Genomic DNA, 22,399 nt, shown 5'->3' on the forward strand with positions numbered 1-22,399 from the left:
GAGCAATATCGTCTTGGCAACCGTCTACAGTGGACGGTAGGGGTTTTGCTTTTTCATCCAGGACGCATCGGACGCACCCATAAAGAAGGGGGGTACTCATATTGGTCAGATCGAGCGATCACAATCCCTGTGGCGACGCTGTGCGACAACAGGCCTCGAGCATCGGTCGGCAAGCGCTGGTAAAGATAGGCAACCGCCTCGCGGCACTTTTTGGCCCTCGAACGAGTCTTAGCGTGGATCGCGGTGACGGATGTCACTTCCCCTGTCTACGCTATCCTTGTGCGAGACTCACGCAGGAATCCAGCGCAATATGAATGTCCTGATCGTTGACGACGAACCACTGGCCCGCGAGCGCCTGAGCCGAACGCTCGGTGAACTCGAGGGTTACAGTGTCCTGGAGCCGAGCGCCACCAATGGCGAAGAGGCATTGGCCCTTATCGACAGCCACAAACCGGATATCGTGCTGCTCGACATTCGCATGCCTGGCTTGGACGGCTTGCAGGTCGCGGCAAAGCTGTGCGAACGAGAGTCACCGCCTGCGGTGGTGTTCTGTACCACTCGGGACGATTTTCCTCCTGAGGTGTTGCAGGCCGGTGCCGTGGGTTATTTGATCAAGCCGGTTTCTGCCGAGGCGCTGGAAGAGGCGCTGCGCAAGGCAGAGCGGCCTAACCGCACGCAACTGGCAGCGCTCACGCGTCCGGCTGCGGAAAGCGGCAGCGGTCCGCGCAGCCATATCAGCGCGCGGACTCGCAAGGGGATCGAGCTGATCCCCTTGAACCAGGTGGTCTATTTCATCGCGGACCATAAATACGTGACCTTGCGTCATGAAAGCGGCGAAGTGCTGCTGGACGAGCCACTCAAGGCACTTGAGGATGAGTTCGGTGAGCGATTCGTGCGCATCCACCGCAATGCCTTGGTGGCTCGTGAACGTATCGAACGTTTGCAGCGCACCCCCCTGGGACATTTCCAGCTTTATCTAAAGGGGCTCAACGGCGATGCGTTGATTGTCAGCCGACGACATGTGGCGGGCGTCCGCAAAATGATGCAGCAGCTCTAGTATCTTTCCAAAGCGATGCGTTTTCGGGACCGGCGGCCAGGGAGGCATCAGCGTCGTGATTCAAGTCAAAGCGGATTTGGTTGAGCTGTTATTATCTGCCGTATCTTTTAAGTACGGATTGATCCATGTCCCCTCGCGAGATCCGCATCGCCACCCGTAAAAGTGCCCTGGCCCTCTGGCAGGCCGAATACGTCAAAGCCCGCCTCGAGAGCGCCCATCCAGGCCTGACCGTGACGCTGGTGCCCATGGTCAGTCGCGGCGACAAGCTGCTGGACTCGCCGCTGTCGAAAATCGGTGGCAAGGGCCTGTTCGTCAAGGAGCTTGAGACCGCCTTGTTGGACAACGAAGCCGACATTGCCGTGCATTCCATGAAAGATGTGCCCATGGACTTCCCTGAAGGCCTGGGCCTTTTCTGTATTTGCGAGCGGGAAGATCCGCGCGATGCATTCGTCTCCAATACATTTCCCAGCCTGGAAGCGCTGCCTGCCGGGAGCGTGGTGGGCACGTCCAGCCTGCGTCGCCAGGCGCAATTGCTGAGCCGTCGTCCCGACCTGCAGATCCGTTTCCTGCGAGGCAACGTCAACACGCGCCTGGCCAAGCTCGATGCCGGCGAGTATGACGCGATCATCTTGGCCGCCGCCGGCTTGATACGCCTGGGCTTCGAGGACCGCATCACCTCAGCCATCAGCGTCGATGACAGCCTGCCCGCCGGTGGACAGGGTGCGGTGGGTATCGAGTGCCGCGGCGCGGACAGCGAAATCCATGCCCTGCTGGCGCCGCTGCACCATGAAGACACCGCGGTGCGAGTCTTCGCTGAGCGAGCCCTGAACAAGCATCTGAACGGCGGTTGCCAGGTACCGATTGCCTGCTACGCCGTGCTTGAAGGAGAACAGGTCTGGTTGCGCGGCCTGGTGGGCGATCCGAGCGGTGAGCAACTGCTCAGCGCCGAGGCACGGGCGCCGCGCCGCGACGCCGAAGCTTTGGGTGTGCGGGTCGCCGAAGACCTGTTGAGCCAGGGCGCCGACGAAATCCTCAAGAAAGTCTACGGCGAGGCAGGCCACGCGTGACGGGGTGGCGGCTGCTGCTCACCCGGCCGGCGGACGAGTCTTCGGCCCTGGCGGCTGTGTTGGCGCAAGCGGGAGTCTATAGCAGCAGCCTGCCGTTATTGGATATCGAGCCGATCCCCGTGTCCGAGTCCGGGCTCGCCATGCTCAAGGCGCTGGATCAGTATTGTGCGGTGATTGTGGTCAGCAAACCCGCCGCGCGTCTGTGCGTGGAGCTGTTGCGCCAACACGGGGCGCATCCGCCGCAGCTGCCATGGTTCAGCGTAGGGGCCGCGACGGGGCAAATTCTTGCCGACGCCGGCCTTAGCGTTTCTTATCCTGATAATGGCGATGACAGCGAAGCCTTGCTTGAACTTGCAGCGTTGCGGAAGGCTATCGAACGGCCCGGGCCCCGTGTCTTGATCGTGCGTGGTGAAGGCGGGCGCGGCTTGCTGGCGGAGCGTTTGCGCGAGCAAGGTGCTAGTGTCGATTATCTGGAGCTGTACCGGCGCGGCCTGCCGCATTACCACGAAGGTGAGTTGCCGTCGAAGGTTGAAGCGGAACGCCTGAACGCGCTGGTGGTCAGCAGTGGGCAGAGCTTCGAGCATCTACACCGGCTTGCCGGTGAAGCGTGGCCCGCCCTGGCGCGGCTACCATTGTTTGTTCCAAGCCCCAGGGTCGCCGAGTTGGCGCGTGCCGCCGGGGCCCGGACAGTTGTGGATTGCCGTGGCGCCAGCGCCGCGGCTTTGCTGGCGGCTTTACGGGAACAGTCCGTGCCGTTTTCTAATGCAAAGGATGGATACGTGAGCGAAACAGCCTTGCCAAAAGATCAAGACCAGCCAGCGATCGAAGCTTCGATTGAAACGCCGGCCCCTATGGCGCCGCGTCGCGGCAACGGGCTGGCAATTGTCGCGTTGTTGTTGGGCGCCGCTGGCGTAGCCGTGGGTGGTTGGGGCATCTGGCAAGTGCGTCACTTGCAAGCCAACACCCAACAGCAATCCGCCCAGGTCCAGGCGCTCAATGACCAGGCTCAGAGCCTGAAGCTCAATGATCAACGCCTGAGTGAGCGCCTGGAGCAACTGCCACCGGCCCAAGAGCTGGAAGAGCGGCGGCGCCAGGTCGCCCAGCTGCAAGGCGACCAGCAACGCCTCAATCAGCGCCTGGAAACCGTGCTCGGTGCCAGCCGCAAGGATTGGCGCCTGGCCGAAGCCGAGCATTTGTTGCGCCTGGCCAGCCTGCGTCTTTCCGCCCTGCAGGACATCAGCAGCGCTCAGGCGCTGGTTCAGGGCGCGGACGAAATCCTGCGCGAACAGAACGACCCGGGCTCGTTCGCTGCTCGCGAGCAGTTGGCCAAGACCCTTGCCGCGCTGCGCAGTACCGAACAACCGGATCGCACCGGGCTGTTCCTGCAACTGGGCGCCCTGCGTGACCAGGTGCTGCAGCTTTCGGAGGTGGCTCCCGAATATAAGGATCGCGGTGAATCGCTGTTGGGCCTGACTGCCGATGGCGATGGCGCCAGCCGGTGGGCGCAGTGGTGGGATCGAATCTCGCGTTACATCCGCATCGATTTCAATGCCGACGAAAACGTCCGCCCGCTCCTGGCCGGGCAGAGCCTGATGCAGGTGCGCCTGGCCTTGAGCCTGGCGCTGGAGCAGGCGCAATGGGCCGCCCTCAACGGCCAGGCAGCGGTGTATACCCAGGCGCTGGCCGAAGCTCGTGACGTGCTCAAGAACAATTTCAATCAGGACAACCCGCAGAGCAAAGTCATGCTTGAGCGAGTCGTTGAACTGAGCAAGTCGCCAGTGACGGTGGTCACGCCGGACCTGACCGGCACCCTGAGCGCCGTCCAGGCCTATCTTGAACGCCGCAATGTGAATGCCGAGGAATCGGTCAAGCCGATGCCCAAGGCGGGCGAGCAGGAGACCACGCCATGAAACGCCTCTACGTGATTCTGTTCGTCGTCATTGCCGTTGCCGCCGTGCTCGGCATGGCGATTGCCGAGCATTCGGGTTACGTGCTGGTGGCGTACAAGAATTTCCGTTACGAAGCCGGACTCTGGGTCACCCTGGCGTTGGTGGCGGTGCTCTGGCTGGTGTGGCGGGGCGTGAGTGCGTTGATCGGGCTGGTAACCACTTCCACCGGAGTGGTCAACCCATGGTCGCGACGCAACCGCAGCCGTCGCGTGCAAGTGGCGATCGAACACGGCCAGTTGGATTTGGCCGAAGGGCGCTGGGCCAGCGCCCAGCGACATTTGCATCGTGCCGCCGAAGCCGAGCGCCAACCCCTGCTGTATTACCTCGGTGCCGCCCGTGCGGCCAATGAGCAAGGCCTCTACGAGCAAAGCGACAGTCTGCTGGAGCGTGCCCTGGAGCGCCAGCCCCAGGCTGAGCTGGCCATTGCTTTGACGCATGCGCAACTGCAGACGGATCGGGGCGACACCGACGGTGCGCTGAGCACGCTGCAAGCCATGCACGAACGCCATCCCCATAACGCCCAGACCTTGCGCCAACTCCAGCGACTGCACCAGCAACGCGGGGATTGGTCGGCGGTGATCCGGCTGTTGCCGGAGTTGCGCAAGGACAAGGTCCTGCCAGCGGCCGAACTGGCGGAACTGGAGCGTCGGGCTTGGGGCGAGAACCTCACCCTGGCGGCTCAACGCGAAACCGATGGCAGCGTCGGCTTGCAATCGCTCAGCCGCGCCTGGCAACAGCTGACCTCCGCCCAGCGCCAGGAGCCGGCACTGGTATTGGCCTACGCCGAGCAACTTCGGCAACTGGGAGCCCAAGTGGAAGCCGAAGAGGTGTTGCGGGCCGCGCTCAAGCGCCATTACGACAGCCACCTGGCGCGTTTGTACGGTTTGGTTCGTGGTGGTGATCCGATCCGGCAACTGCAAGCGGCCGAGGGTTGGCTCAAGGACCATCCGAACGATCCGAGCCTGCTCCTGACGTTGGGGCGCCTGTGCCTGCAAAACAGTTTGTGGGGCAAGGCCAGGGATTATCTCGAAAGCAGCCTGCGGGCCCAGCGCAATCCCGAGGCGTGTGCGGAGCTGGCCCGGTTGCTGGCACAGCTGGGGGATGCCGAGCGCAGTAATCAGTTGTTCCAGGAGGGCTTGGGATTGCTGGATGAACGCTTGCTGGCGGCACCCTTGCCGGTTTCGTCCCAAGTCCTGGGCACTTGAGACGGATGTTGTTTGTGGCGAAGGCACTGTTAGCGTTAGCGGGGAAGCGTGAATTTCGTCCGATTTAGGGGCTCCCGGCGGGCCTTCAGCAAAGTCCTACGGCTGATGACGCTATGTCCCATGATGTCTGTCGGGAATTCCCTACACTCCTGGCGAACTCTCCGCAACAGCCTGCCTTGAAAGGCCTGAGGGCTTTCCTCTACCGTAACAGCTTGTCTCTCCTGTTACGGAACCGCCATGTCTTTGGCCAGCTCACGCTTCTTGTTTCTCATGGCTTCCATCGCAGCAGCCTTGGCTTTGGGCGTTTCCAGTTATCTGGAATACGCGGTCGGCCTTTCCCCCTGCAGCCTGTGCATTCTGCAGCGGTTATGCCTGATGCTGTTCCTGATTAATTGCCTTGGTGCATGCGTACATGGCCCAGGGCGAAGGGGTAGCATGGTTTATGCAGCAACGGCGGTGATTTTTGCGTCGGCAGGGCTGGCCCTGGCGTGGCGAAATGTTCTGGCGCAGACCGATTCCGATGAGCTTTTGCCTGACTGCATTACCCACTTGAGGGGGGCAGATTCCTGGTGGCACGCCATGCGTCACGTTGCCAATGGTGCGTCCGACTGCACGAACATCACCTGGACGTTGTTCGATCTGAGCGTTCCCGAATGGAGCCTGCTGTTTTTTCTCGCTGTATCTGTTTCGATGACCTACCTGCTGTTGCGCCTGGCCTGGAATGCCCTGCTACGGCCCTTTAGCGGCAAGACGTCGCAGTTGGTCCGGGCGCTGGATTAAACACTTGTATGAACTTTATCTCCTGCGTACCTTGAAGCAGCTGTCGTGCGGGCATAATCTGGCTCGCACGTATCATTGGAATCATGCCACTCGATCATGTTGTGTCTGGCTTGCCCCTGGTCATACAGGCGTGTTTCAGACTGCGAGGGGCATGACTCAGAAGGGAAGAAATCACCATGCTCGAAAGTTGTCAGAATGCTCAGGAACGCTGGGGTGGAGTGCATCTGCTAATCGACCGCTGGTTGCAGGAGCGTCACGAACTGGTTCGAGCCTATGATGCTCTTGGCGACAAGCCTGAAGCACTGAGTGAAAGTCGCAAGCCGCTGCAAGAATTTTGCGGTGTGCTGGTGGACTATGTATCAGCTGGTCATTTCGAGATTTACGAGCAACTGACGGGCGAGGCCAAGGCCTTCAACGACAAGCGTGGCCTGGAACTGGCCGATACGATTTATCCACGCATCGACGTCATCACCGAGAAGCTGTTGGCTTTCAATGACCTCTGCGATGAAGGCAAATGCGTAGCGGAAAAATTCAAGGAACTGGGCGGCTTGCTGCATGAGCGTTTCGAACTGGAAGACTGCCTGATCGAAGTGCTGCACAACGCCCACAAGGAAGAGGCTGCGGTCCAGGCTTGAGGGAATCGCGGTAACAGGAAACGGTGCGCATTGCGCACCGTTTTTCGTTTCAAGCTTCAGGTCGTCGCGCCGAGCAACTCGATTTCAAACACCAGTGGCGTGAACGGCGGAATCAGGTCCCCGGCACCTTCGGCGCCATAGGCCAGGGTGGAAGGAATCACCAACCGCCACTTCGCGCCCACCGGCATCTGTGGCAGCGCACTGCGCCAACCATCAATCACGCTGTCGAGATTGAACCACTGCGCTTGATGGTTGGAATCGAATACGGTGCCGTCAGGCAATTTACCGACATACCGCACCTGGACCTTGCCGTGGAGTCCGGCTTTCGCGCCGCTGCCTGACTTGAGTTCGGTCAGCAGAATGCCGTCCGGCAGTTGCTGGACGCCTGGCCGGTTTTTTTCCTCGCTGAGAAATTTCTGCTCTGTCTTCAGCGCCATTGCTTCTTGCGGTGTTGCCGACTGCGCCGTCAATTGCGCCTGGTGTTCGGCCAGGATTCGTTCGATGCGTTCATCCTTCAAGGCCAATGGCTTGCCGAGGTAGGCTTGTTGCAGACCTTCGACCAGAGCCTGTATCTGGAGGTCGGGCACGTCTTGGCGCAGGCGTTCGCCCAGGCTTGCGCCGAGACTGTAGGCCAGGTCGCGGGCATCGTTTGCGTTGGTTTTTTCGGCGGCCTGAGCCGTGGAGCAAACCATGCAAAGGAGTAAAAAAAGGTGACGCGACATGTGTACTTTCTCCGGCCTCGATTCGAGGGATTATGCCAGTGCCGATATCAATAAAAGCGAGTTGCCCAGGCGACGGCGCAGAAGATTTTTTGTCTCGTGCAACGCAACGCCATGAGTAGTGTCAACATGCCCTAGCGGCGGTTGCAGCAGAGGTCTAGTATGAGCCGCACTCACGTCAGTCAGGAGGTAAACCATGTCGGCCACCAAGAAGCCTGTAAATACTCCGTTGCACTTGCTCCAACAACTCTCGGGAAGCTTGCTCGAACATCTGGAAAATGCCTGCTCCCAAGCCCTGGCTGATGCTGAAAAACTGCTCGCCAAACTGGAAAAGCAACGCGGTAAGGCGCAGGAAAAACTGCACAAGTCGCGCACCAAGCTGCAAGACGCTGCAACCGCCGGCAAGGCCAAGGCACAAGCCAAGGCCAAGGACGGCGTGAAAGAACTCGAAAACCTGCTCGATGCCTTGAAGGATCGTCAATCCGAAACCCGCGCGTACATCCTCCAGCTCAAACGTGATGCCCAGGAAAGCCTGAAGCTGGCCCAAGGTGTCGGTCGCGTCCAGGAAGCTGCGAGCAAGGCGCTGAGTCTTCGTGCTGCCAAGCCTGCCGCTGTATCGGCCAAAAAACCGGCCGCTAAACCTGTCGCGGCAAAACCCGCAGCCAAGGTGGTTGCCAAGCCGGCCGTCAAGGCTGTGGCAAAAGCGCCTGGCAAGCCGGCGGCCAAACCTGCCGCGAAAAAAACCGCTGCCGCCAGCGCTGTGAAACCTGTCGCGAAAACGGCCTCCACCAAGGTTGCCGCCAAGCCTGCGGCAAAAACCGCGGCCGCCAAACCTGCTGCCGTCAAGCCTGCTGCAAAAGCAACCGCCAAACCGGTTGCCAAGCCTGCCGCTAAGACCGTCGCCGCCAAACCCGCTGCGACGAAAACTGCTGCTGCCAAACCTGCTGCCAAACCTGCTGCCAAAGCAACTGCAAAACCTGCCGCTGCCAAACCGGCAACCAAGCCTGCGGCAACCAAGACTGCTGCTGCGAAACCCGCCGCGGCCAAGTCAGTTGCCAAGCCTGCGGCCAAGCCAACTGCTGCCAAGGCTGCGGCCAAGGCTGCGGCTAAACCCGCTGCCAAGCCTGCTGCGAAACCCGCCGCGACCAAGCCGGCCGCTGCAAAACCTGCTGCCAAGCCCGCTGCGAAGCCGGCCGTGAAGAAGCCCGTTGCGGCAAAACCGGCGGCTGCTCCAGCTGCCAAGCCTGCGGCTCCAGCAACCACGCCAGCAGCGACACCCGCTCCTGCGGCGAGCACGCCAGCACCGGCGCTGAATCCAAGCGTCGCCACGGCATCGAGCACCACGACACCCAGCGCTTCTTAAGTACCCGATACCGCGACGCGCAGCTGATGCAGCGCGTCGTGGTTGGCTAGGTCGGTGCTCGCCGCCAGCCTGGGCAGCCATTGCGCTGCATCTCGCTGTTGTCCTTCTGGCCAGTCCTCGGCCGCTGCCTCCAATCGTTCGAGCAATTGCCGTTCGGCTTCCAGTTCCAGCCTCTTGACCTGTTCGCGAAGATCACTCAGCCCTGTGTCCCGGAGGGCGTGCTCTTTCCATCGGGTACGCAACGTGCGCAACGGTTGGACGACCGCTGCGTCCCAAGGCTCGGCCAGCTGTCGCAGCTGTTGCAGCCGCTGTTCGTTGCACACCACACCGCGTCGTTCCAGCCACAGCCCACAAAGCATCAGGCAGACGTTCCCGCCGCACGCCTGCAGCGCCAGGCATGCAGGCTCCACGCCAGGCTTGGCGTAAAGGTTGACCGCAAAGCTCCATAGATCAGAGGACATCGTGCTACTCGCGCCAGTTGCGAGCGAAGCTGGTAGACTCCGCCGCCATTATGATTCGACTTCAGAACCTGACTTTACAGCGTGGCCCGCAACGTCTGCTAGAAGACGCCGAGCTGACCCTGCACGCCGGCCACAAAGCCGGCCTCATCGGCGCCAACGGCGCCGGCAAATCAAGCCTGTTCGCTTTGTTGCGCGGCGAGTTGCACCCCGATTCCGGCGATTGCTTCCTGCCGGCCGATTGGCGCATCGCCCATATGCGTCAGGAGGTCGATACGCTCGAACGCCTGGCGGTGGATTATGTGCTCGACGGCGACTTGCGTCTGCGTCAGGTTCAGCGCGACCTTGAAGCCGCCGAAGCGGCCCATGATGGCGCCGCCCAGGCCCGCCTGCATTCCGAGCTCGATAGCGCCGATGGCTACACCGCCGATGCCCGTGCGCGGAAGTTGCTGGCCGGGCTGGGTTTTACCAACGAGCAGATGGATCGCCAGGTCGGCGATTTCTCCGGCGGCTGGCGGATGCGCCTGAACCTCGCACAAGCCCTCATGTGCCCGTCGGACTTGCTGCTGCTCGATGAGCCGACCAACCACTTGGACCTCGACGCCATCATTTGGCTTGAGGACTGGCTCAAGAATTATCCTGGCACGCTGCTGCTGATTTCCCACGACCGCGACTTCCTCGACGCTGTGGTGGATCACGTGGCGCACGTCGACCAGCGCAAGATCACCTTGTACCGCGGCGGTTACAGTGCCTTCGAGCGTGCCCGCGCCGAGCGCCTGGCGCAGCAGCAGCAGGCGTACGAGAAGCAGCAGGCGCAGCGTGCGCACATGGAGAGCTACATCGCGCGTTTCAAGGCCCAGGCCACCAAGGCCCGCCAGGCCCAGAGCCGGATCAAGGCCCTGGAGCGGATGGAAGAGCTGTCGGCGGCCCATGTCGATTCGCCGTTCGATTTTGTCTTCCGCGAATCGTCCAAGATATCCAGTCCGCTGATCGATCTGTCCGACGCGCGATTGGGCTATGGTGACAAAACCGTTCTGGAGAAGGTCAAGTTGCAATTGACCCCCGGTGCGCGAATCGGTCTGCTGGGGCCTAACGGTGCGGGCAAATCGACCCTGATCAAAAACCTTTCCGGTGAGCTGCAGCCGTTGGCCGGACGCCTGACGCGGGGTGAAAACACCGTGGTCGGTTATTTCGCCCAGCATCAATTGGATTCCCTGGATGCCAAGGCCAGCCCGCTGCTGCATCTGCAACGCCTGGCGCCGACCGAACGCGAGCAGACACTGCGGGATTTCCTTGGCGGTTTTGACTTCCGCGGCGCGCGGATCGACGAACCGGTGCTGAACTTCTCCGGTGGCGAGAAGGCTCGACTGGCGCTGGCGTTGATCGCCTGGGACCGACCCAACCTGCTACTGCTCGACGAACCGACCAACCACCTGGACCTGGAAATGCGCCTGGCCCTGACCATGGCGTTGCAGGAATTCAGCGGCGCGGTGCTGGTGGTGTCCCACGATCGGCACTTGCTCAAGAGCACCACGGACAACTTTTTCCTGGTGGCCGACGGCAAAGTCGAAGAGTTCGATGGCGACCTCGAAGACTATGCGCGCTGGCTGGTGGAATATCGCCAGCGCAACGCACCGGTCAGCAACACGCCGGTGAACCCCGACAAGACCGACAAGAAAGCCCAGCGCCAAGCCGCCGCGGCGTTGCGTCAACAATTGGCACCGCACAAGCGCGAGGCCGACAAGCTCGAAGCCGAGCTGGGCAAGCTGCATGAAAAACTGCAGAAAATCGAAACCAGCCTTGGCGATAGCGGTCTTTACGAGGCAGCACGCAAGGATGAGCTGCGTGATCTGCTGGCTGAACAGGCCCGGCTGAAGGTCAAGGAAGCGGAACTTGAGGAGGCGTGGATGCTAGCCCTGGAATTGCTCGAAAACCTGCAAGCGGAGCTGGAGGCGTTGTCCTGATGGAAGCGTTGTCCTTGCCCATACCCGTCATGTGGATCGAGCCGATCTGGCTCGGCGTGCAAATCCTGCTGATCCTGTTGTCAGGATATGTTGCCCAACGTTTCGTGGCGCGCGCGCTGACGGGCCTTGGCGAACGCTACCCATTGCCGACCCAGTTGGTGATCATCCTGCGCGGCGTGCTGCGCTGGCTGATCATGGGCAGCGCGGTGCTGGTGGCCCTGGAGCGCCTGGGCGTGTCTGCCACGGTGCTGTGGACCGCGTTGTCGGGGTTCGTCGCGGTGGCGGCGGTGGCGTTCTTCGCGATCTGGAGCGTGCTGTCGAACCTGCTGTGCGCCATCCTGATCTACACCGTCGGGCCGTTCCGCCTCGGTGATGTGGTCGAGCTGGTAGAGTCCACCGACAAACCCGGCATCAAGGGGCGGGTCGTGGCCATCAATCTGCTCTACACCACACTGATCGAACCCGAAGAACTGGGTACCGGTAGTTCCATGGTGCAAGTGCCCAATAGTCTGTTCTTCCAGCGTTCGGTCCGCCGCTGGCGTGGCAGCGAGGCCTTTCCGGTCGGCGGTTTCGTCGAGTAGACCGATTCCCTTGGGTTTCTGAAAAAAACGGTGGTGATCCGCACGGCGGCGCATTAGCTTATTCGTTTCGACGAGTCTGAGCCGAGGTGTGCGATGTTGCTGGAAACGTGGCTGGCGTTCTTCGCCGCTTGTTGGGTTATCAGCCTTTCGCCGGGCGCGGGTGCGATTGCATCGATGTCCAGCGGCCTGCAATACGGCTTCTGGCGCGGATACTGGAACGCCCTGGGCTTGCAATTGGGCCTGGCGCTGCAAATCGTGATCGTCGCGGCGGGTGTTGGCGCGATCCTCACCGCGTCCGCCACCGCGTTCTACGCGATCAAATGGTTTGGCGTTGCGTACTTGGTCTATCTGGGCGTCAAGCAGTGGCGGGCCATTCCCGCTGACCTCAGCGACGATGCGGCCGTGCGGCCCATCGGCAAGCCGCTGGCGCTGGTGTTCCGAGGCTTCCTGGTGAACATCAGCAACCCCAAGGCCTTGGTGTTCATGCTTGCGGTGCTGCCGCAGTTCATCGATCCCCACGTACCCTTGATCAAGCAATACCTGATCCTGGGCCTGACCATGATCTGCGTCGACCTCGTCGTCATGGCCGGGTACACCGGACTGGCGTCCAAGGTCCTGCGCCTGTTGCGCACGCCGAAACAGCAACGGCGGATGAACCGAACCTTTGCCGGACTGTTCATCGGCGCAGCGGGTCTGCTGGCGACGATTCGCAAGGCTTCGGTGTAGACCAACCAACTGTGGCGAGAGCGCCTTGTGGCGAGGGGATTTATCCCCGCTCGAGTGCGCAGCGCTCGCAAGATCTTGGGGCTGCGTCGCCCGAGGCGTCGGACCAGCCCAGCGGGAGCAAGCTCCCTCGCCACGAAAAGCAGTTATCTGGCAATGCGATTCAGCGCAGGATCACCGGAACGGTATCCCTCGGCAGGTTATTACGCTGCACCGGCTCGCCAGCCTGTTCATGGCTCGGGCCGCCGAGCTGCTCGCTCATCTGCCGCGCCACGTCCTCTCCCAGGGCCTTGGACGCCTCACGTACCACCCGCGGACGATTGAGGCTTATGCGCACGTCCCGATGGTTCAACAGCTTGGTGTCCTGGCCTTCGCCCATGGCGGTGAAAGCCGAGGTGATTTCAAAGGTCTTGGTATTGATCAAGCTGAAATCGGCCACCAGCGTCAGCGCAAGCACAGCCGAGTAACTGTCTGCAGTGCCGAGTTCGTTGATGTCACGGGTGAAGTCGATGTCCGACACGGTGCCGAACAGCACGTAGTCGGCGCCCTTGAAGTTACCCGCCTTGATTCGCTTGATCACGTCGTAGACGTCGCCCTTGGACGATGCGGTATACGGCGTGCCCTGCACCAGCTGAAACATCCCGCTGCGCAGGATTTCACCCTTGATGTCACCGGTAAACTTGCGCAGTTCACCTTGCTCGATGTAGCTGCTGGTGGCTTCCATCTCGTCGTAGCTCGACGAAGCGCTGGCGCTGTAGCCGTTCGCCTGGAAATTGCTCTGGGCCGAAACCGTATGGATGTATTCCTCCACGCGTTCCTGATACGCCAGGTCAGTCACCGCCACTTTTGGGGCCGCCTGCGCGCTGAATGCGCAAGCCAGGGCCATTATGCCGATCCATGTGCGCATGGCTTAGCGCTCCGTCGTCTTGCGGATTTCTTTCTCGTCCATCCATTCGGCCAGACCGCTTTCAACGTCGATCAATTGCAGGCTGAATTTGTAGAAGACGTCCTTGTAGTCTTCGCTGCGCTTGACGATCGAGCTGATGGAACCCTCGATGCGATATTTGGCGGCGATCATGTTGCCGGTCTTGGCCACGGTGCTCTTCTTGTACAGGCCGCTCTGGTTTTGCAGCTTGAGCTGGTCGACCTGGCTGTCCATGGCGTTGTTGTCGCTGGCAAAGCGTGCGGCGCCGGTCTTCATCAGTTGGGTCTTGATGCTGGTTGTGATTTCGCGGGTATCGATGTACTCGCTGGTCTTGTTCTTCACGTCATAGACCTGGACCACCGGACGGCCCTGCAAGACGCCGGACTGGGCGAGGGAGCGGGTCATGGATTCGGCGATCATCTGCAGGTCGGTGGAGCCGAACTCGTTGGTGACGGTTTCCACGGCCTTGGTGTCGCCATAGCTGATGTTCTTGTTGCCCAGGACCGGTGAATTGTTGGCGCAGCCGCTAACGAGCAGGGCGACGAGGGCAAGGGATGAAATGCGTACAAACATGTGGGTGCTCTCAAATAACTGCAAAAAAGGTTTTTTGTCCGGCAAGCCTTACGGGGTATTGATTTCCAAACGGAAATCCACCGCCTTGGGTGTTGGCGCGATGGCCGGCAAGAAGCGCGTCTGTTCACCGTATAGCGTCAGGGTTTTCCAGCTTTCCTCTTCAGCGATCGGGAACCCTTCCGGCCCCAGCCAGGCAAAGCGGTAGTACAGGGTCTTGTTGTTGTAGCTGGTGTTGCTCAACTGCACGTTGACGGTCATGTAGCCGTTTTCCCGGGCCACGCGCATGGCGCCGACCACGATATTCTTGGTCTTGCCCATCGCCACGACCTTGCTGGCGGCGCTGCCGGGTTCCGGCGGCGGGGTGGCGCAACCGGCCAGCAAGGCCAGGATGCCGACGGCGATCAGTTTTAAACGCATGTGAACAAGACTCCGTTCTTAAGGTTGCTTGAGAGCGATGGCGGTCGGGTTGGCGCTGGGGATCACCTGGGCCGCGAGGCCGCCGGCGAAGACCTGGTTGCCCACCGCCCGCAGGCTGATGACTTGGTAACGCTGGTCGATCTTGACCTTGACCACCGAGCCGCCTACCGCACTGGGCAGGGTGACTTGGTGCTCGCCCCTCTTCAGGCGCAGGCGCACCACTTGGGTGTAATCCGGCAGGGTGCGCCAGGTCCGGGTGTCGGCGCCTTCGAGCACGGCCGAGGTAATGCCCACGGCCAGGCCGGCCAGGGGGTTGGTTTCGTTGATCTGTTTTTGCGCCACGCCACGGGTAATCGCCCGCACGGAAGTGCGCAGGATGATCCCCGGCATGTCATCGCGCAGGGCCCGGCGCGACATGGCGGTGGTGCTGTTGAGCTGGGTCAGGTCCAGCTGGCGACCGTCGACGCCGATCTGGGTAAAGGTAGCGGTGGACGTGTCTGGCTTGATCAGCGGGAACGACAACGGCGTGATGACCAGATTTCCACTGATGGGCAAGGGCAGCGGGATGCGGATTGAATCCCGGGACGGCGCCAGGCCGCTCTGCACCACGATCAGAATATCGCTGTCGTCGTCCTTGGCGGCAGGCTTGTCGAGGTTGAGCAGCGCCTGCTCCAGCAGCGGTGTGTTGGGGCGCAGTTCGGCGGCTTTGCGATAACCTGGGGCGGCCAGGTCTTTTTCACCCAGGGCTTCGTAGACGAAACCGGCCAGGTAGTGGCTGAACGCGCTCTGATAACTGTTTTTCAGGCTCACCACTTCCGGGGCGTCCAGGCTCGCCACTGGATAACCTCGCAGGTCCTTGTATTCGGTCCTGACCCCTTGCTTCTCGGCGTCCTCCTCGCGCTTGAGATATTCCTTGTCGCGCAAGTCGGCGATCACGGCTTCGCGCTCGTGGGTCTTCTTGATCTGCGTCCGGGCGCCGTCGAAATCGTTCACGGCCAGCAAGTTCAAGGCCATCTGCGTGGTGAGCATGACTTTTTCATAGTCGTAGCCCTCGTAGCGCCGGACTTTGTCGTTGACCAGAAAACTGCCGAACTGCGCCAGGTACTTGGCGGTATCGAGCTTGACGGCGTCTTCCCACTGCCCGACTTGCTGGTCGGCGCTGCCCCAGGCGGCCTGGCTGCCAGAGAGGTCGCCCTTGGCGCGCAGCAGCTCACCCTTTTCGAAGAAATAGAGCAGGTCTTTGTCTTTGCTGGTGTTGTTTTTTTCCAGCAGGGTCAACGCCGCGTCGACGTTGCCAGAGGCAAGTTGCTGATTGGTCTGGGCCAGTTCGCTGTCGTAGTTGCGAAACGCCGAGCAGCCGGACAGCAAGGTGATCGCGCCGAGGGCGACCGAGAAAAGGGCACGGGATGCCATGAACACTTCTTCCCTGAGTATCAGCCGGGTGTGCGGGTCGGGCTGGGGCGATCCACGGACAGGCGCTTGTGCGCCGTCGGTTCCTCAAATCCAGAGGAGCTGTTATGCCGTCTTCTAATAAGAAGGCGGCGCATTATAAGCAGTGGATTTGTTTGCGTAGTGGCTTTTTGATTTCTAAATGATGTTTTTGTGATGTCATCTTCAAAGCATGAAGATCCGATGAAAATGCTTGGGCAAAACACATCGGTGCTTGAGCCAAGCGCATTGGAAGTGAACAATGTGTTACTTCTTATTTCCGATCGAGAGTCATTCATGACTGCCCCGTTTCGTTTTCTGGCCTGGTTGGCGTTGCCCTTGCTTGCGCTGTGCAGTGCCAACTTGCTGGCTGACCCTGTTGAAGGTGCGCCTCAGGCCCTGCATTTGTTGGATTACATCGGGGCGGATTACCCGGCGACTGTCGAGGCCGGAAAGGTCATCGACGAGGCTGAGTACCGTGAGCAACTTGAATTTACCGGGGCGTTGGAAGGGCTGGTCGGCGCACTGCCGGCCAAGCCGGAAAAGGCCGAGTTGAGTCAAGGCATCAATTCCTTGCGCAAGGCGATCACCGAGCGCCAGGACGGCGTTGACGTTTCCCACCTGGCGCGGCAGTTGGGCGCAAGGCTGGCCGTGGCGTATGAAGTCAGCCAGGCGCCGATCATCACCCCGGATCCGACCCGCGGTGCGCCGCTGTACGCCCAGCACTGCTCGGTCTGCCATGGTGACACCGGCGCCGGCGACGGCCCGGCGGGCGTCGGCCTGGAGCCGCCGCCCGCGAACCTGCGCGACGGTCAACGCCTGGATCGGCTGAGCCTCTATGCGATCTACAACACATTGGGCATGGGCGTCGAAGGCACCGACATGCCGGCCTTCGCCGACCAGCTCGATGACCGTCAGCGCTGGGACCTGGCGACCTACATTGCCAGCTTCAGCGCCGACCCGGCTGCAGCCAAGGGCGAGCAGACCTTCAACCTTGCCGATCTGGCCCGCCAGACCCCGGCCGAAATCCTCGCCGCCCAGGGGCCTGCGGCAGCGGCGACATTCCGGGCCCAGCGGGCCCAGCCACCACAAGTGCAGCGCGGTCCGGCGCAGTTGCTCGACTATACCGCCGCGACATTGGATAAAAGCATCGCGGCGTATCGTGCCGGTGATCATGACCAAGCCTACGACTTATCGGTAGCGGCGTATCTGGAAGGCTTCGAGCTGGTGGAAAGCTCCCTGGATAACGTCGACGCCAACGTGCGCAAGGACACCGAAAAGGCCTTGATGGCGTTCCGTCAGTCCTTGCAGGATGGCTTGCCAATCGAGCAGGCCGAACAGCGTCTGGACATGGCCAAGGCCAAGTTGAAGGAATCCGCGGGCCTGCTGGGTGGCGATGGCTTGAGCTGGTCGCTGAGCTACATCTCGGGCTTGCTGATCTTGTTGCGCGAAGGCCTGGAGGCGATTCTGGTTCTGGCGGCTATCCTGGCGTTCCTGCGCAACACCGGGCAGCAATCGGCGGTTCGCAGCGTCAACGTTGGTTGGGGCCTGGCACTGCTTGCCGGCCTGGCGACCTGGGGGCTGGCCGCGTATGTGATCGACGTCAGCGGCGCGCAGCGGGAGCTGCTTGAAGGTGCAACCGCGTTGTTCGCCAGTGTGATGGTGCTGTGGCTGGGCGTGTGGATGCACGACCGGCGCCACGCGGCGGCCTGGCAGGATTACATCAAGAGCAGCCTGGTGGGCGGCGGTGGCCGTTTCGGTTTTGCGATCCTGGCGTTCTTCTCGGTCTATCGGGAGCTGTTCGAAGTGATCCTGTTTTACGAAACCCTATGGCTGCAGGCAGGTCCTGCCGGGCATGACGCCGTGCTGGCGGGCGGCGCGACGGCGCTGGTCCTGCTGGTAGGGTTGGCCTGGGTGATTTTGCGAGGTTCGGCGAAACTGCCGCTGGCGCTGTTCTTCAGCATCAACGCTGCATTGCTATGCGCGTTGTCGGTGGTGTTCGCCGGGCATGGGGTGAAGGCCTTGCAGGAAGCCGGGATCTTCGGCACGCACCCGGTGGCCTTTTTCGACTTCGATTGGCTGGGCATCCATGCCGATGCATATTCACTGGCGGCCCAGGCCGTGGCGATCACGGCCATCATTGTGTTGTACGGGCGTAGCTGGGTGGCGGAGAAGCGTCGAGTTCAGGTTTCCTGAACATCAACATGAGGAAACAACACAATGCGTGTATGGATCGACGCCGATGCCTGCCCGAAGGCGGCGAAGGAGCTGGTGGTCAAGTTCGCCTTGAAGCGCCAGTTCGAGGTGGTGCTGGTCGCCGGGCAACCGCAGACCAAGCCGGGCCTGGCGCTGGTGAAGCTGATCGTGGTGCCCAGTGGTCCTGACGCGGCGGATGACTATCTGGTGGAACATGCCGTGCCTGGCGAACTGGTGATTTGCAGCGACGTGCCGCTGGCCGACCGTCTCGTGAAGAACGGCGTCGCTGCCCTGGATCCTCGCGGCAAGGAGTTCGACGCGCAGAACATGGGCGATCGACTGGCGGTGCGCAACCTGTTCACCGATCTGCGTGAACAAGGCCATATGGGCGGCGGCCCGGCGGCTTACAGCGAACGGGACAAGCAGGGGTTTGCCAATGCGCTGGACCGGATACTGACGCGTTTGGCCCGCTTGTCCTGAGTCTCCCCACCGGGTCGGATGGTGTCAGGCGTCGTTTTCGTGCGTCAGTTCCAACACCCGGTCCACCAGCTTGTTGATGCCTGAAGCAGCTTCGCTGATGTTCTGCGCCAACATGTAGGCGGGCGTGCTGACCAGTTTGCGCGCGGTGTCTTCAACGATGTCGGTGACCAGGCATTCCTCGTGCGTTCCGCCCATCTTGGTCACGGCCGCGGCTGTGTCGGCATCCGTGCCGATGGTGCAGGTTACTCCCGGGCCATAGATCTTTGCCGCCAGGGCGGGTGAAATGCAGATCAGCCCCACCGGCTTCCCGGCCTCGGCAAAGGCCTCGGTCAGTGCCAGGACTTCTGGTTGGACGCTGCATCCAGCGCCTTCGACGGCGAAATTGGACAGGTTCTTTGCCGAGCCAAAGCCGCCGGGCACGATCAGCGCATCAAAATCCTCGACCCTGGCTTCGCGCAGGTCTTTCACGTTGCCCCGGGCGATACGCGCCGACTCCACCAAGACGTTGCGGCTCTCGGGCATCTCTTCGCCGGTCAGGTGATTGATCACGTGCAGTTGGGCAATGTTGGGGGCGAAGCACTGGACCTGCGCGCCACGCTGGTCGAGGCGCAGCAGGGTAATCACGCTTTCGTGGATCTCGGCGCCGTCATACACGCCACAGCCGGAAAGGATCACTGCTACTTTTTTGCTCATGGGCTTTTCTCCAGATTCATGGCGTTAAATGTCCACTAATTTGTCACTCGTTGCCATAGGTGGATCTGGCAGCTACACCTAATCTGCCACTCTCTCCTTGCTGTGCATGCCCGGGTCGCATCATGAATTTCATCCTGTATGCCGTGCCGTTTTTCTTCGTGTTGATCGCCGTCGAGTGGCTGGCCGACCGCTGGCGTGGCATGAGTCACTATCGCGTAGCGGATGCCATCAACAGCCTCAGCACCGGTGTGCTGTCGACTACCACGGGCTTGCTGACCAAAGGCCTGGGACTGGTGACCTACGCCTTTGCCTTGGAGCACCTGGCGATCCTTGAGTTGCCGCCCGATCAGGCCTGGGCCTGGGTTTTCGCCTTTGTGTTCTACGACTTTTGCTATTACTGGCTGCATCGCCTGGGCCACGAGCGCAACGTTCTCTGGGCGGCTCATTCGGTGCACCACCAGAGCGAGGACTACAACCTCTCCACCGCATTGCGCCAGACCAGCACCGGTTTTTTGCTGAGCTGGATTTTCTACCTGCCGCTGGCGGTGCTGGGCGTGCCGCTGACGGTGTTCGTCAGCGTCGCCGCGCTGAACCTGCTGTACCAGTTCTGGGTTCACACCCAGCACATTCCCAAGCTCGGCTGGCTGGAGTGGTGCTTTGTCACGCCGTCCAATCATCGTGCCCACCATGCACAGAACCCTCTCTACATGGATCGCAACTACGGCGGTGTGTTCATTATTTGGGACCGTCTGTTCGGTACCTTTCAGGAAGAAGACGATCGCGAGCCGGTGATTTTTGGCGTGACCACGCCGCTGGCGAGCTGGAACCCTCTATGGGCAAACCTGCAGTTCTATGCGCAGTTATGGGCCGATGCCCGTCGCGCCGAACGCTGGTGGGACAAGCTGCGGATCTGGTTCATGCCCACCGGCTGGCGGCCAGCGGACGTGGCGGCCAGGTACCCGCTGAACAAGCCCGACCTGAGCCAGTTCCGCAAATTCGACGTGCCTTTGGACGGGCGTCAGCAGTGGTACGTAGCGCTGCAGTTTTGCGTCTACATTGCCCTGGGCAGTTACTTGATGAACCTGGAAAACAGCCTGCCGGCCAGCGCCCTGGTGCTGGGTTGGGGCGCGGTGGCGTTCGGTCTGTTCGTGTTGGGCGTGGCCCTGGAGAATCGCCCGTGGGCACTGAAGCTGGAGCTGCTGCGGTTGGCTTTGGCCCTGCCACTGGTGTGGCTGGCGCCGCTGGCCGGGTTATGGCCGGCCAGCCCGGTGGCTTGGGTCGGGCTGCTTAGCTATAGCCTGGTGAGTGGCATCGGGCTGTACTGCTGCCGCAGCCGGTTTACTCGATTGGCGTCGTAGGTTCGCCGGCCTTGGCTTGTTCGAGGCGCTCGGCCTCAAGGACTTTCTTGGCCAATCGCGCATTCTTGATGCGCCGACGCAGCCACAAGCCCAAGCCCAGCAACAACAAGGCACCCAAAACCCACAGCTCGTATTTCTTGATGCTGCCCAGCATGCCTTCGAGCACCGCGCCGAAGTGATAGGCAGCGGCGGCCAGCGCTGTCGCCCAGATTGCCGCGCCGATGCCGTTAAGCAGCAGGTAGCGGCCCGGCGGATAGCCCGATAGGCCGATCGCAACCGGCATCACCGTGCGCAAACCATAGACGAAGCGAAAGCTCAGGACCCAGATGTCCGGATGCTTGCGGATGTGCTCCAGAGCGCGATCACCCATCAGTTGCCAGCGCGGCTTGCGTGCCAACAACTTGCGCCCATGCTTGCGGCCCAGGAAATACCACAGCTGATCGCCCGCGTAGCTGCCGCAAAACGCCACGACCACTACAAGGTTGATGTCCATGTAGCCACGGAACGCCAGGAAACCTGCGAGCACAAGGATGGTTTCGCCTTCGAAGAACGTCCCGATAAAAAGGGCAAAGTAGCCGAAGTCATGCAGAAATTGTTGGAGCATCGTCTGGGTGCTGGCGAAATGAACGCGCAGCCTAACCCTTCGGACACATTCAGGAAAGTATCGAAATGTGTCTCGACGTGAACATTTCCTACAGAAGACAATGCCTGCGACTACCGGTCGCGCTTTAGCACAACTGTCATACGTTCGTCATAATGTGCGCCTATAACTGTCACGCTCGCCCGTTTGCGGGCTCAGGAGTCTGCCGTGAGCTTTACCCCCGCCAATCGTCTGTTCCCCGCCACCCGGCTGCGTCGCAACCGTCGTGATGAGTTCTCTCGTCGGCTGGTGCGTGAAAACGTGCTGACTACCGATGACCTGATCCTGCCGGTATTTGTGCTCGACGGGGAGAATCGTCGCGAAGCGGTGGCCTCGATGCCCGGCGTCGAGCGCCTGACGATCGACCTGCTGCTCGAAGCGGCGGCCGAGTGGGTCGAGCTGGGTATCCCGGCGCTGGCGCTGTTCCCGGTCACGCCGCCGGGCCTCAAGTCGCTGGACGCCGCCGAAGCCTGGAATCCGGAAGGTATTGCCCAGCGCGCGACCCGTGCCCTGCGCGAGCGCTTCCCGGAACTGGGCGTGATCACCGACGTGGCGCTGGACCCGTTCACCACCCACGGACAGGACGGCATCCTCGACGAAGAAGGCTACGTGCAGAACGACATCACCGTCGATGCACTGGCCAGGCAGGCGCTGTCCCACGCCGAGGCCGGTGCTCAGGTGGTGGCGCCGTCGGACATGATGGACGGGCGCATCCAGGCGATCCGCGAGGCCCTGGAAGTCGCAGGCCACGTCAACGTGCGCATCATGGCCTACTCGGCCAAGTACGCCAGTGCCTATTACGGCCCGTTCCGCGACGCGGTGGGCTCGGCCCTGAACCTGGGCAAGGCCAACAAGGCCTCTTATCAGATGGACCCGGCCAATGCCCATGAAGCCCTGCACGAAGTGGCCGCTGACTTGTCAGAAGGGGCAGACATGGTCATGGTCAAGCCTGGCATGCCTTACCTCGACATTCTTTGCCGGGTCAAAGAAGAATTCAAAGTGCCGACCTTTGTTTATCAGGTCAGCGGCGAGTACGCCATGCACATGGCGGCGATCCAGAACGGCTGGTTGAGCGAAGGGGTGATTCTCGAATCCCTGACCGCTTTCAAACGCGCCGGTGCTGATGGCATCCTGACTTACTTTGCCGTGCGCGCCGCCCAATTGTTACGAGAGCAGAAATAGCCTCCC

22 protein-coding genes and 2 pseudogenes are annotated in these 22,399 nt (G+C 61.3%); 16 read left to right on the forward strand and 8 right to left on the reverse strand.

The genetic code is table 11. The annotated features are described in order from the left end of the window. Positions 1-146 precede the first annotated feature (146 nt). The 8 genes and pseudogenes from HU762_RS26685 to HU762_RS05215 form a co-directional block, all read left to right on the forward strand. A pseudogene (locus tag HU762_RS26685) lies at positions 147-314 on the forward strand (sensor histidine kinase); the annotation flags it as partial. Further along, complete coding sequence (locus HU762_RS05190; RefSeq protein WP_186612734.1) at positions 311-1,057, forward strand: LytTR family DNA-binding domain-containing protein; 747 nt, start codon at positions 311-313, stop codon at positions 1,055-1,057. The pseudogene HU762_RS26685 and the gene HU762_RS05190, both read left to right, overlap by 4 nt. Positions 1,058-1,182: 125 nt before the next feature. Beyond that, entirely contained in the window at positions 1,183-2,124 is a 942-nt protein-coding gene (hemC, locus tag HU762_RS05195; RefSeq protein WP_186633784.1) for a hydroxymethylbilane synthase, read from the forward strand. Further along, a pseudogene (locus HU762_RS26690) lies at positions 2,121-2,867 on the forward strand (uroporphyrinogen-III synthase); the annotation flags it as partial. The gene hemC and the pseudogene HU762_RS26690, both read left to right, overlap by 4 nt. Before the next feature lie 36 nt (positions 2,868-2,903). Beyond that, positions 2,904-4,034: a uroporphyrinogen-III C-methyltransferase gene (locus tag HU762_RS26695; protein WP_346656837.1), complete on the forward strand. Its 1,131-nt coding sequence runs from the start codon at positions 2,904-2,906 to the stop codon at positions 4,032-4,034. Beyond that, positions 4,031-5,278 (forward strand): heme biosynthesis protein HemY, encoded by a 1,248-nt coding sequence (locus HU762_RS05205; protein WP_186633791.1) that lies wholly within the window; start codon positions 4,031-4,033, stop codon positions 5,276-5,278. The genes HU762_RS26695 and HU762_RS05205 overlap by 4 nt, the downstream gene beginning before the upstream one ends. Before the next feature lie 237 nt (positions 5,279-5,515). Then, positions 5,516-6,058, forward strand: a complete 543-nt coding sequence (locus HU762_RS05210; RefSeq protein ID WP_186633794.1) for a disulfide bond formation protein B — start codon at positions 5,516-5,518, stop codon at positions 6,056-6,058. Positions 6,059-6,234: 176 nt separating this feature from the next. Next, positions 6,235-6,693: an Rsd/AlgQ family anti-sigma factor gene (locus HU762_RS05215; protein ID WP_039590209.1), complete on the forward strand. Its 459-nt coding sequence runs from the start codon at positions 6,235-6,237 to the stop codon at positions 6,691-6,693. 56 nt (positions 6,694-6,749) lie between these two features. Here HU762_RS05215 and HU762_RS05220 read toward each other — a convergent pair whose 3' ends face one another. Continuing rightward, a complete protein-coding gene (locus HU762_RS05220) occupies positions 6,750-7,415 on the reverse strand; it encodes an FKBP-type peptidyl-prolyl cis-trans isomerase (protein ID WP_186633796.1) in 666 nt (221 codons plus the stop codon). Positions 7,416-7,608: 193 nt separating this feature from the next. Between HU762_RS05220 and HU762_RS05225 the strand changes: the two genes are divergently transcribed. Then, entirely contained in the window at positions 7,609-8,775 is a 1,167-nt protein-coding gene (locus HU762_RS05225) for an AlgP family protein (protein ID WP_186633799.1), read from the forward strand. On the opposite strand, the gene HU762_RS05230 is transcribed toward HU762_RS05225, so the two are convergent. Continuing rightward, a complete protein-coding gene (locus HU762_RS05230) occupies positions 8,772-9,236 on the reverse strand; it encodes a TIGR02444 family protein (RefSeq protein WP_186633802.1) in 465 nt (154 codons plus the stop codon). The two genes, HU762_RS05225 and HU762_RS05230, sit on opposite strands and share 4 nt — an antisense overlap. A gap of 50 nt (positions 9,237-9,286) precedes the next feature. On the opposite strand from HU762_RS05230, the gene HU762_RS05235 reads away from it, so the two are divergent. The 3 genes from HU762_RS05235 (at position 9,287) to HU762_RS05245 (ending at position 12,504) form a co-directional block, all read left to right on the forward strand. Then, positions 9,287-11,197 (forward strand): ATP-binding cassette domain-containing protein, encoded by a 1,911-nt coding sequence (locus tag HU762_RS05235; RefSeq protein WP_186633805.1) that lies wholly within the window; start codon positions 9,287-9,289, stop codon positions 11,195-11,197. Further along, the gene (locus tag HU762_RS05240) at positions 11,197-11,778 is read left to right on the forward strand and encodes a mechanosensitive ion channel family protein (protein ID WP_186633808.1); all 582 of its coding nucleotides are present in this window, start codon (positions 11,197-11,199) and stop codon (positions 11,776-11,778) included. Before HU762_RS05235 ends, HU762_RS05240 begins: the two co-directional genes overlap by 1 nt. Before the next feature lie 93 nt (positions 11,779-11,871). Beyond that, positions 11,872-12,504, forward strand: a complete 633-nt coding sequence (locus tag HU762_RS05245) for a LysE family transporter (RefSeq protein ID WP_186633809.1) — start codon at positions 11,872-11,874, stop codon at positions 12,502-12,504. Between the two features lie 160 nt (positions 12,505-12,664). On the opposite strand, the gene HU762_RS05250 is transcribed toward HU762_RS05245, so the two are convergent. The 4 genes from HU762_RS05250 to HU762_RS05265 are packed head-to-tail and all read right to left on the reverse strand — an operon-like array spanning position 12,665 to position 15,829. Continuing rightward, positions 12,665-13,408 carry a penicillin-binding protein activator LpoB gene (locus HU762_RS05250; RefSeq protein WP_186633812.1) on the reverse strand — a complete coding sequence of 248 codons (744 nt, stop codon included), beginning with the start codon at positions 13,406-13,408 and terminating at the stop codon, positions 12,665-12,667. Positions 13,409-13,411: 3 nt separating this feature from the next. Further along, the gene (lpoB, locus tag HU762_RS05255; RefSeq protein WP_186612758.1) at positions 13,412-13,999 is read right to left on the reverse strand and encodes a penicillin-binding protein activator LpoB; all 588 of its coding nucleotides are present in this window, start codon (positions 13,997-13,999) and stop codon (positions 13,412-13,414) included. A 48-nt stretch (positions 14,000-14,047) separates the two neighbouring features. Further along, the gene (locus HU762_RS05260; protein ID WP_186633815.1) at positions 14,048-14,416 is read right to left on the reverse strand and encodes a YcfL family protein; all 369 of its coding nucleotides are present in this window, start codon (positions 14,414-14,416) and stop codon (positions 14,048-14,050) included. 18 nt (positions 14,417-14,434) lie between these two features. Continuing rightward, positions 14,435-15,829 carry a hypothetical protein gene (locus HU762_RS05265; protein WP_186633818.1) on the reverse strand — a complete coding sequence of 465 codons (1,395 nt, stop codon included), beginning with the start codon at positions 15,827-15,829 and terminating at the stop codon, positions 14,435-14,437. Positions 15,830-16,141: 312 nt separating this feature from the next. Here HU762_RS05265 and HU762_RS05270 point away from each other — a divergent pair, with 312 nt between their 5' ends. Both HU762_RS05270 and HU762_RS05275 read left to right on the forward strand, forming a co-directional pair. Then, complete coding sequence (locus HU762_RS05270) at positions 16,142-18,040, forward strand: FTR1 family protein (RefSeq protein WP_186633821.1); 1,899 nt, start codon at positions 16,142-16,144, stop codon at positions 18,038-18,040. A gap of 24 nt (positions 18,041-18,064) precedes the next feature. Then, positions 18,065-18,520, forward strand: coding sequence for a YaiI/YqxD family protein (locus tag HU762_RS05275; RefSeq protein WP_186633824.1), 456 nt, complete (start codon positions 18,065-18,067; stop codon positions 18,518-18,520). A 24-nt stretch (positions 18,521-18,544) separates the two neighbouring features. On the opposite strand, the gene elbB is transcribed toward HU762_RS05275, so the two are convergent. After that, complete coding sequence (elbB, locus tag HU762_RS05280; RefSeq protein WP_186612767.1) at positions 18,545-19,213, reverse strand: isoprenoid biosynthesis glyoxalase ElbB; 669 nt, start codon at positions 19,211-19,213, stop codon at positions 18,545-18,547. Positions 19,214-19,335: 122 nt separating this feature from the next. Here elbB and HU762_RS05285 point away from each other — a divergent pair, with 122 nt between their 5' ends. Next, positions 19,336-20,571 (forward strand): sterol desaturase family protein, encoded by a 1,236-nt coding sequence (locus HU762_RS05285; RefSeq protein WP_186633827.1) that lies wholly within the window; start codon positions 19,336-19,338, stop codon positions 20,569-20,571. Here the strand turns inward: HU762_RS05285 and HU762_RS05290 are convergent. Next, positions 20,552-21,175, reverse strand: a complete 624-nt coding sequence (locus tag HU762_RS05290) for a DedA family protein (protein ID WP_186633830.1) — start codon at positions 21,173-21,175, stop codon at positions 20,552-20,554. The genes HU762_RS05285 and HU762_RS05290 overlap by 20 nt on opposite strands. A 204-nt stretch (positions 21,176-21,379) precedes the next feature. On the opposite strand from HU762_RS05290, the gene hemB reads away from it, so the two are divergent. Next, positions 21,380-22,393 (forward strand): porphobilinogen synthase, encoded by a 1,014-nt coding sequence (hemB, locus tag HU762_RS05295; protein WP_186633833.1) that lies wholly within the window; start codon positions 21,380-21,382, stop codon positions 22,391-22,393. Positions 22,394-22,399: the final 6 nt, after the last annotated feature.

Origin of the sequence: Pseudomonas sp. SWRI92, assembly GCF_014268685.1 — a bacterium.
In the GTDB taxonomy this organism is placed as follows: Bacteria; Pseudomonadota; Gammaproteobacteria; order Pseudomonadales; family Pseudomonadaceae; genus Aquipseudomonas; species Aquipseudomonas marvdashtae.

Bases quoted from the DNA above. Each gene is read 5' to 3' on its own strand.
- HU762_RS05205 (WP_186633791.1), top strand. From the start codon at position 4,031: ATGAAACGCCTCTACGTGATTCTGTTCGTCGTCATTGCCGTTGCCGCC.
- lpoB (WP_186612758.1), bottom strand. From the start codon at position 13,999: ATGTTTGTACGCATTTCATCCCTTGCCCTCGTCGCCCTGCTCGTTAGC.
- HU762_RS05265 (WP_186633818.1), bottom strand. From the start codon at position 15,829: ATGGCATCCCGTGCCCTTTTCTCGGTCGCCCTCGGCGCGATCACCTTG.
- HU762_RS05270 (WP_186633821.1), top strand. From the start codon at position 16,142: ATGACTGCCCCGTTTCGTTTTCTGGCCTGGTTGGCGTTGCCCTTGCTT.
- HU762_RS05240 (WP_186633808.1), top strand. From the start codon at position 11,197: ATGGAAGCGTTGTCCTTGCCCATACCCGTCATGTGGATCGAGCCGATC.
- HU762_RS05230 (WP_186633802.1), bottom strand. From the start codon at position 9,236: ATGTCCTCTGATCTATGGAGCTTTGCGGTCAACCTTTACGCCAAGCCT.
- elbB (WP_186612767.1), bottom strand. From the start codon at position 19,213: ATGAGCAAAAAAGTAGCAGTGATCCTTTCCGGCTGTGGCGTGTATGAC.
- HU762_RS05250 (WP_186633812.1), bottom strand. From the start codon at position 13,408: ATGCGCACATGGATCGGCATAATGGCCCTGGCTTGCGCATTCAGCGCG.
- HU762_RS05190 (WP_186612734.1), top strand. From the start codon at position 311: ATGAATGTCCTGATCGTTGACGACGAACCACTGGCCCGCGAGCGCCTG.
- HU762_RS05210 (WP_186633794.1), top strand. From the start codon at position 5,516: ATGTCTTTGGCCAGCTCACGCTTCTTGTTTCTCATGGCTTCCATCGCA.
- HU762_RS05275 (WP_186633824.1), top strand. From the start codon at position 18,065: ATGCGTGTATGGATCGACGCCGATGCCTGCCCGAAGGCGGCGAAGGAG.
- HU762_RS05225 (WP_186633799.1), top strand. From the start codon at position 7,609: ATGTCGGCCACCAAGAAGCCTGTAAATACTCCGTTGCACTTGCTCCAA.
- HU762_RS05245 (WP_186633809.1), top strand. From the start codon at position 11,872: ATGTTGCTGGAAACGTGGCTGGCGTTCTTCGCCGCTTGTTGGGTTATC.
- HU762_RS05220 (WP_186633796.1), bottom strand. From the start codon at position 7,415: ATGTCGCGTCACCTTTTTTTACTCCTTTGCATGGTTTGCTCCACGGCT.
- HU762_RS05260 (WP_186633815.1), bottom strand. From the start codon at position 14,416: ATGCGTTTAAAACTGATCGCCGTCGGCATCCTGGCCTTGCTGGCCGGT.
- HU762_RS05215 (WP_039590209.1), top strand. From the start codon at position 6,235: ATGCTCGAAAGTTGTCAGAATGCTCAGGAACGCTGGGGTGGAGTGCAT.
- hemC (WP_186633784.1), top strand. From the start codon at position 1,183: ATGTCCCCTCGCGAGATCCGCATCGCCACCCGTAAAAGTGCCCTGGCC.
- HU762_RS05285 (WP_186633827.1), top strand. From the start codon at position 19,336: ATGAATTTCATCCTGTATGCCGTGCCGTTTTTCTTCGTGTTGATCGCC.
- HU762_RS05235 (WP_186633805.1), top strand. From the start codon at position 9,287: ATGATTCGACTTCAGAACCTGACTTTACAGCGTGGCCCGCAACGTCTG.
- HU762_RS05290 (WP_186633830.1), bottom strand. From the start codon at position 21,175: ATGCTCCAACAATTTCTGCATGACTTCGGCTACTTTGCCCTTTTTATC.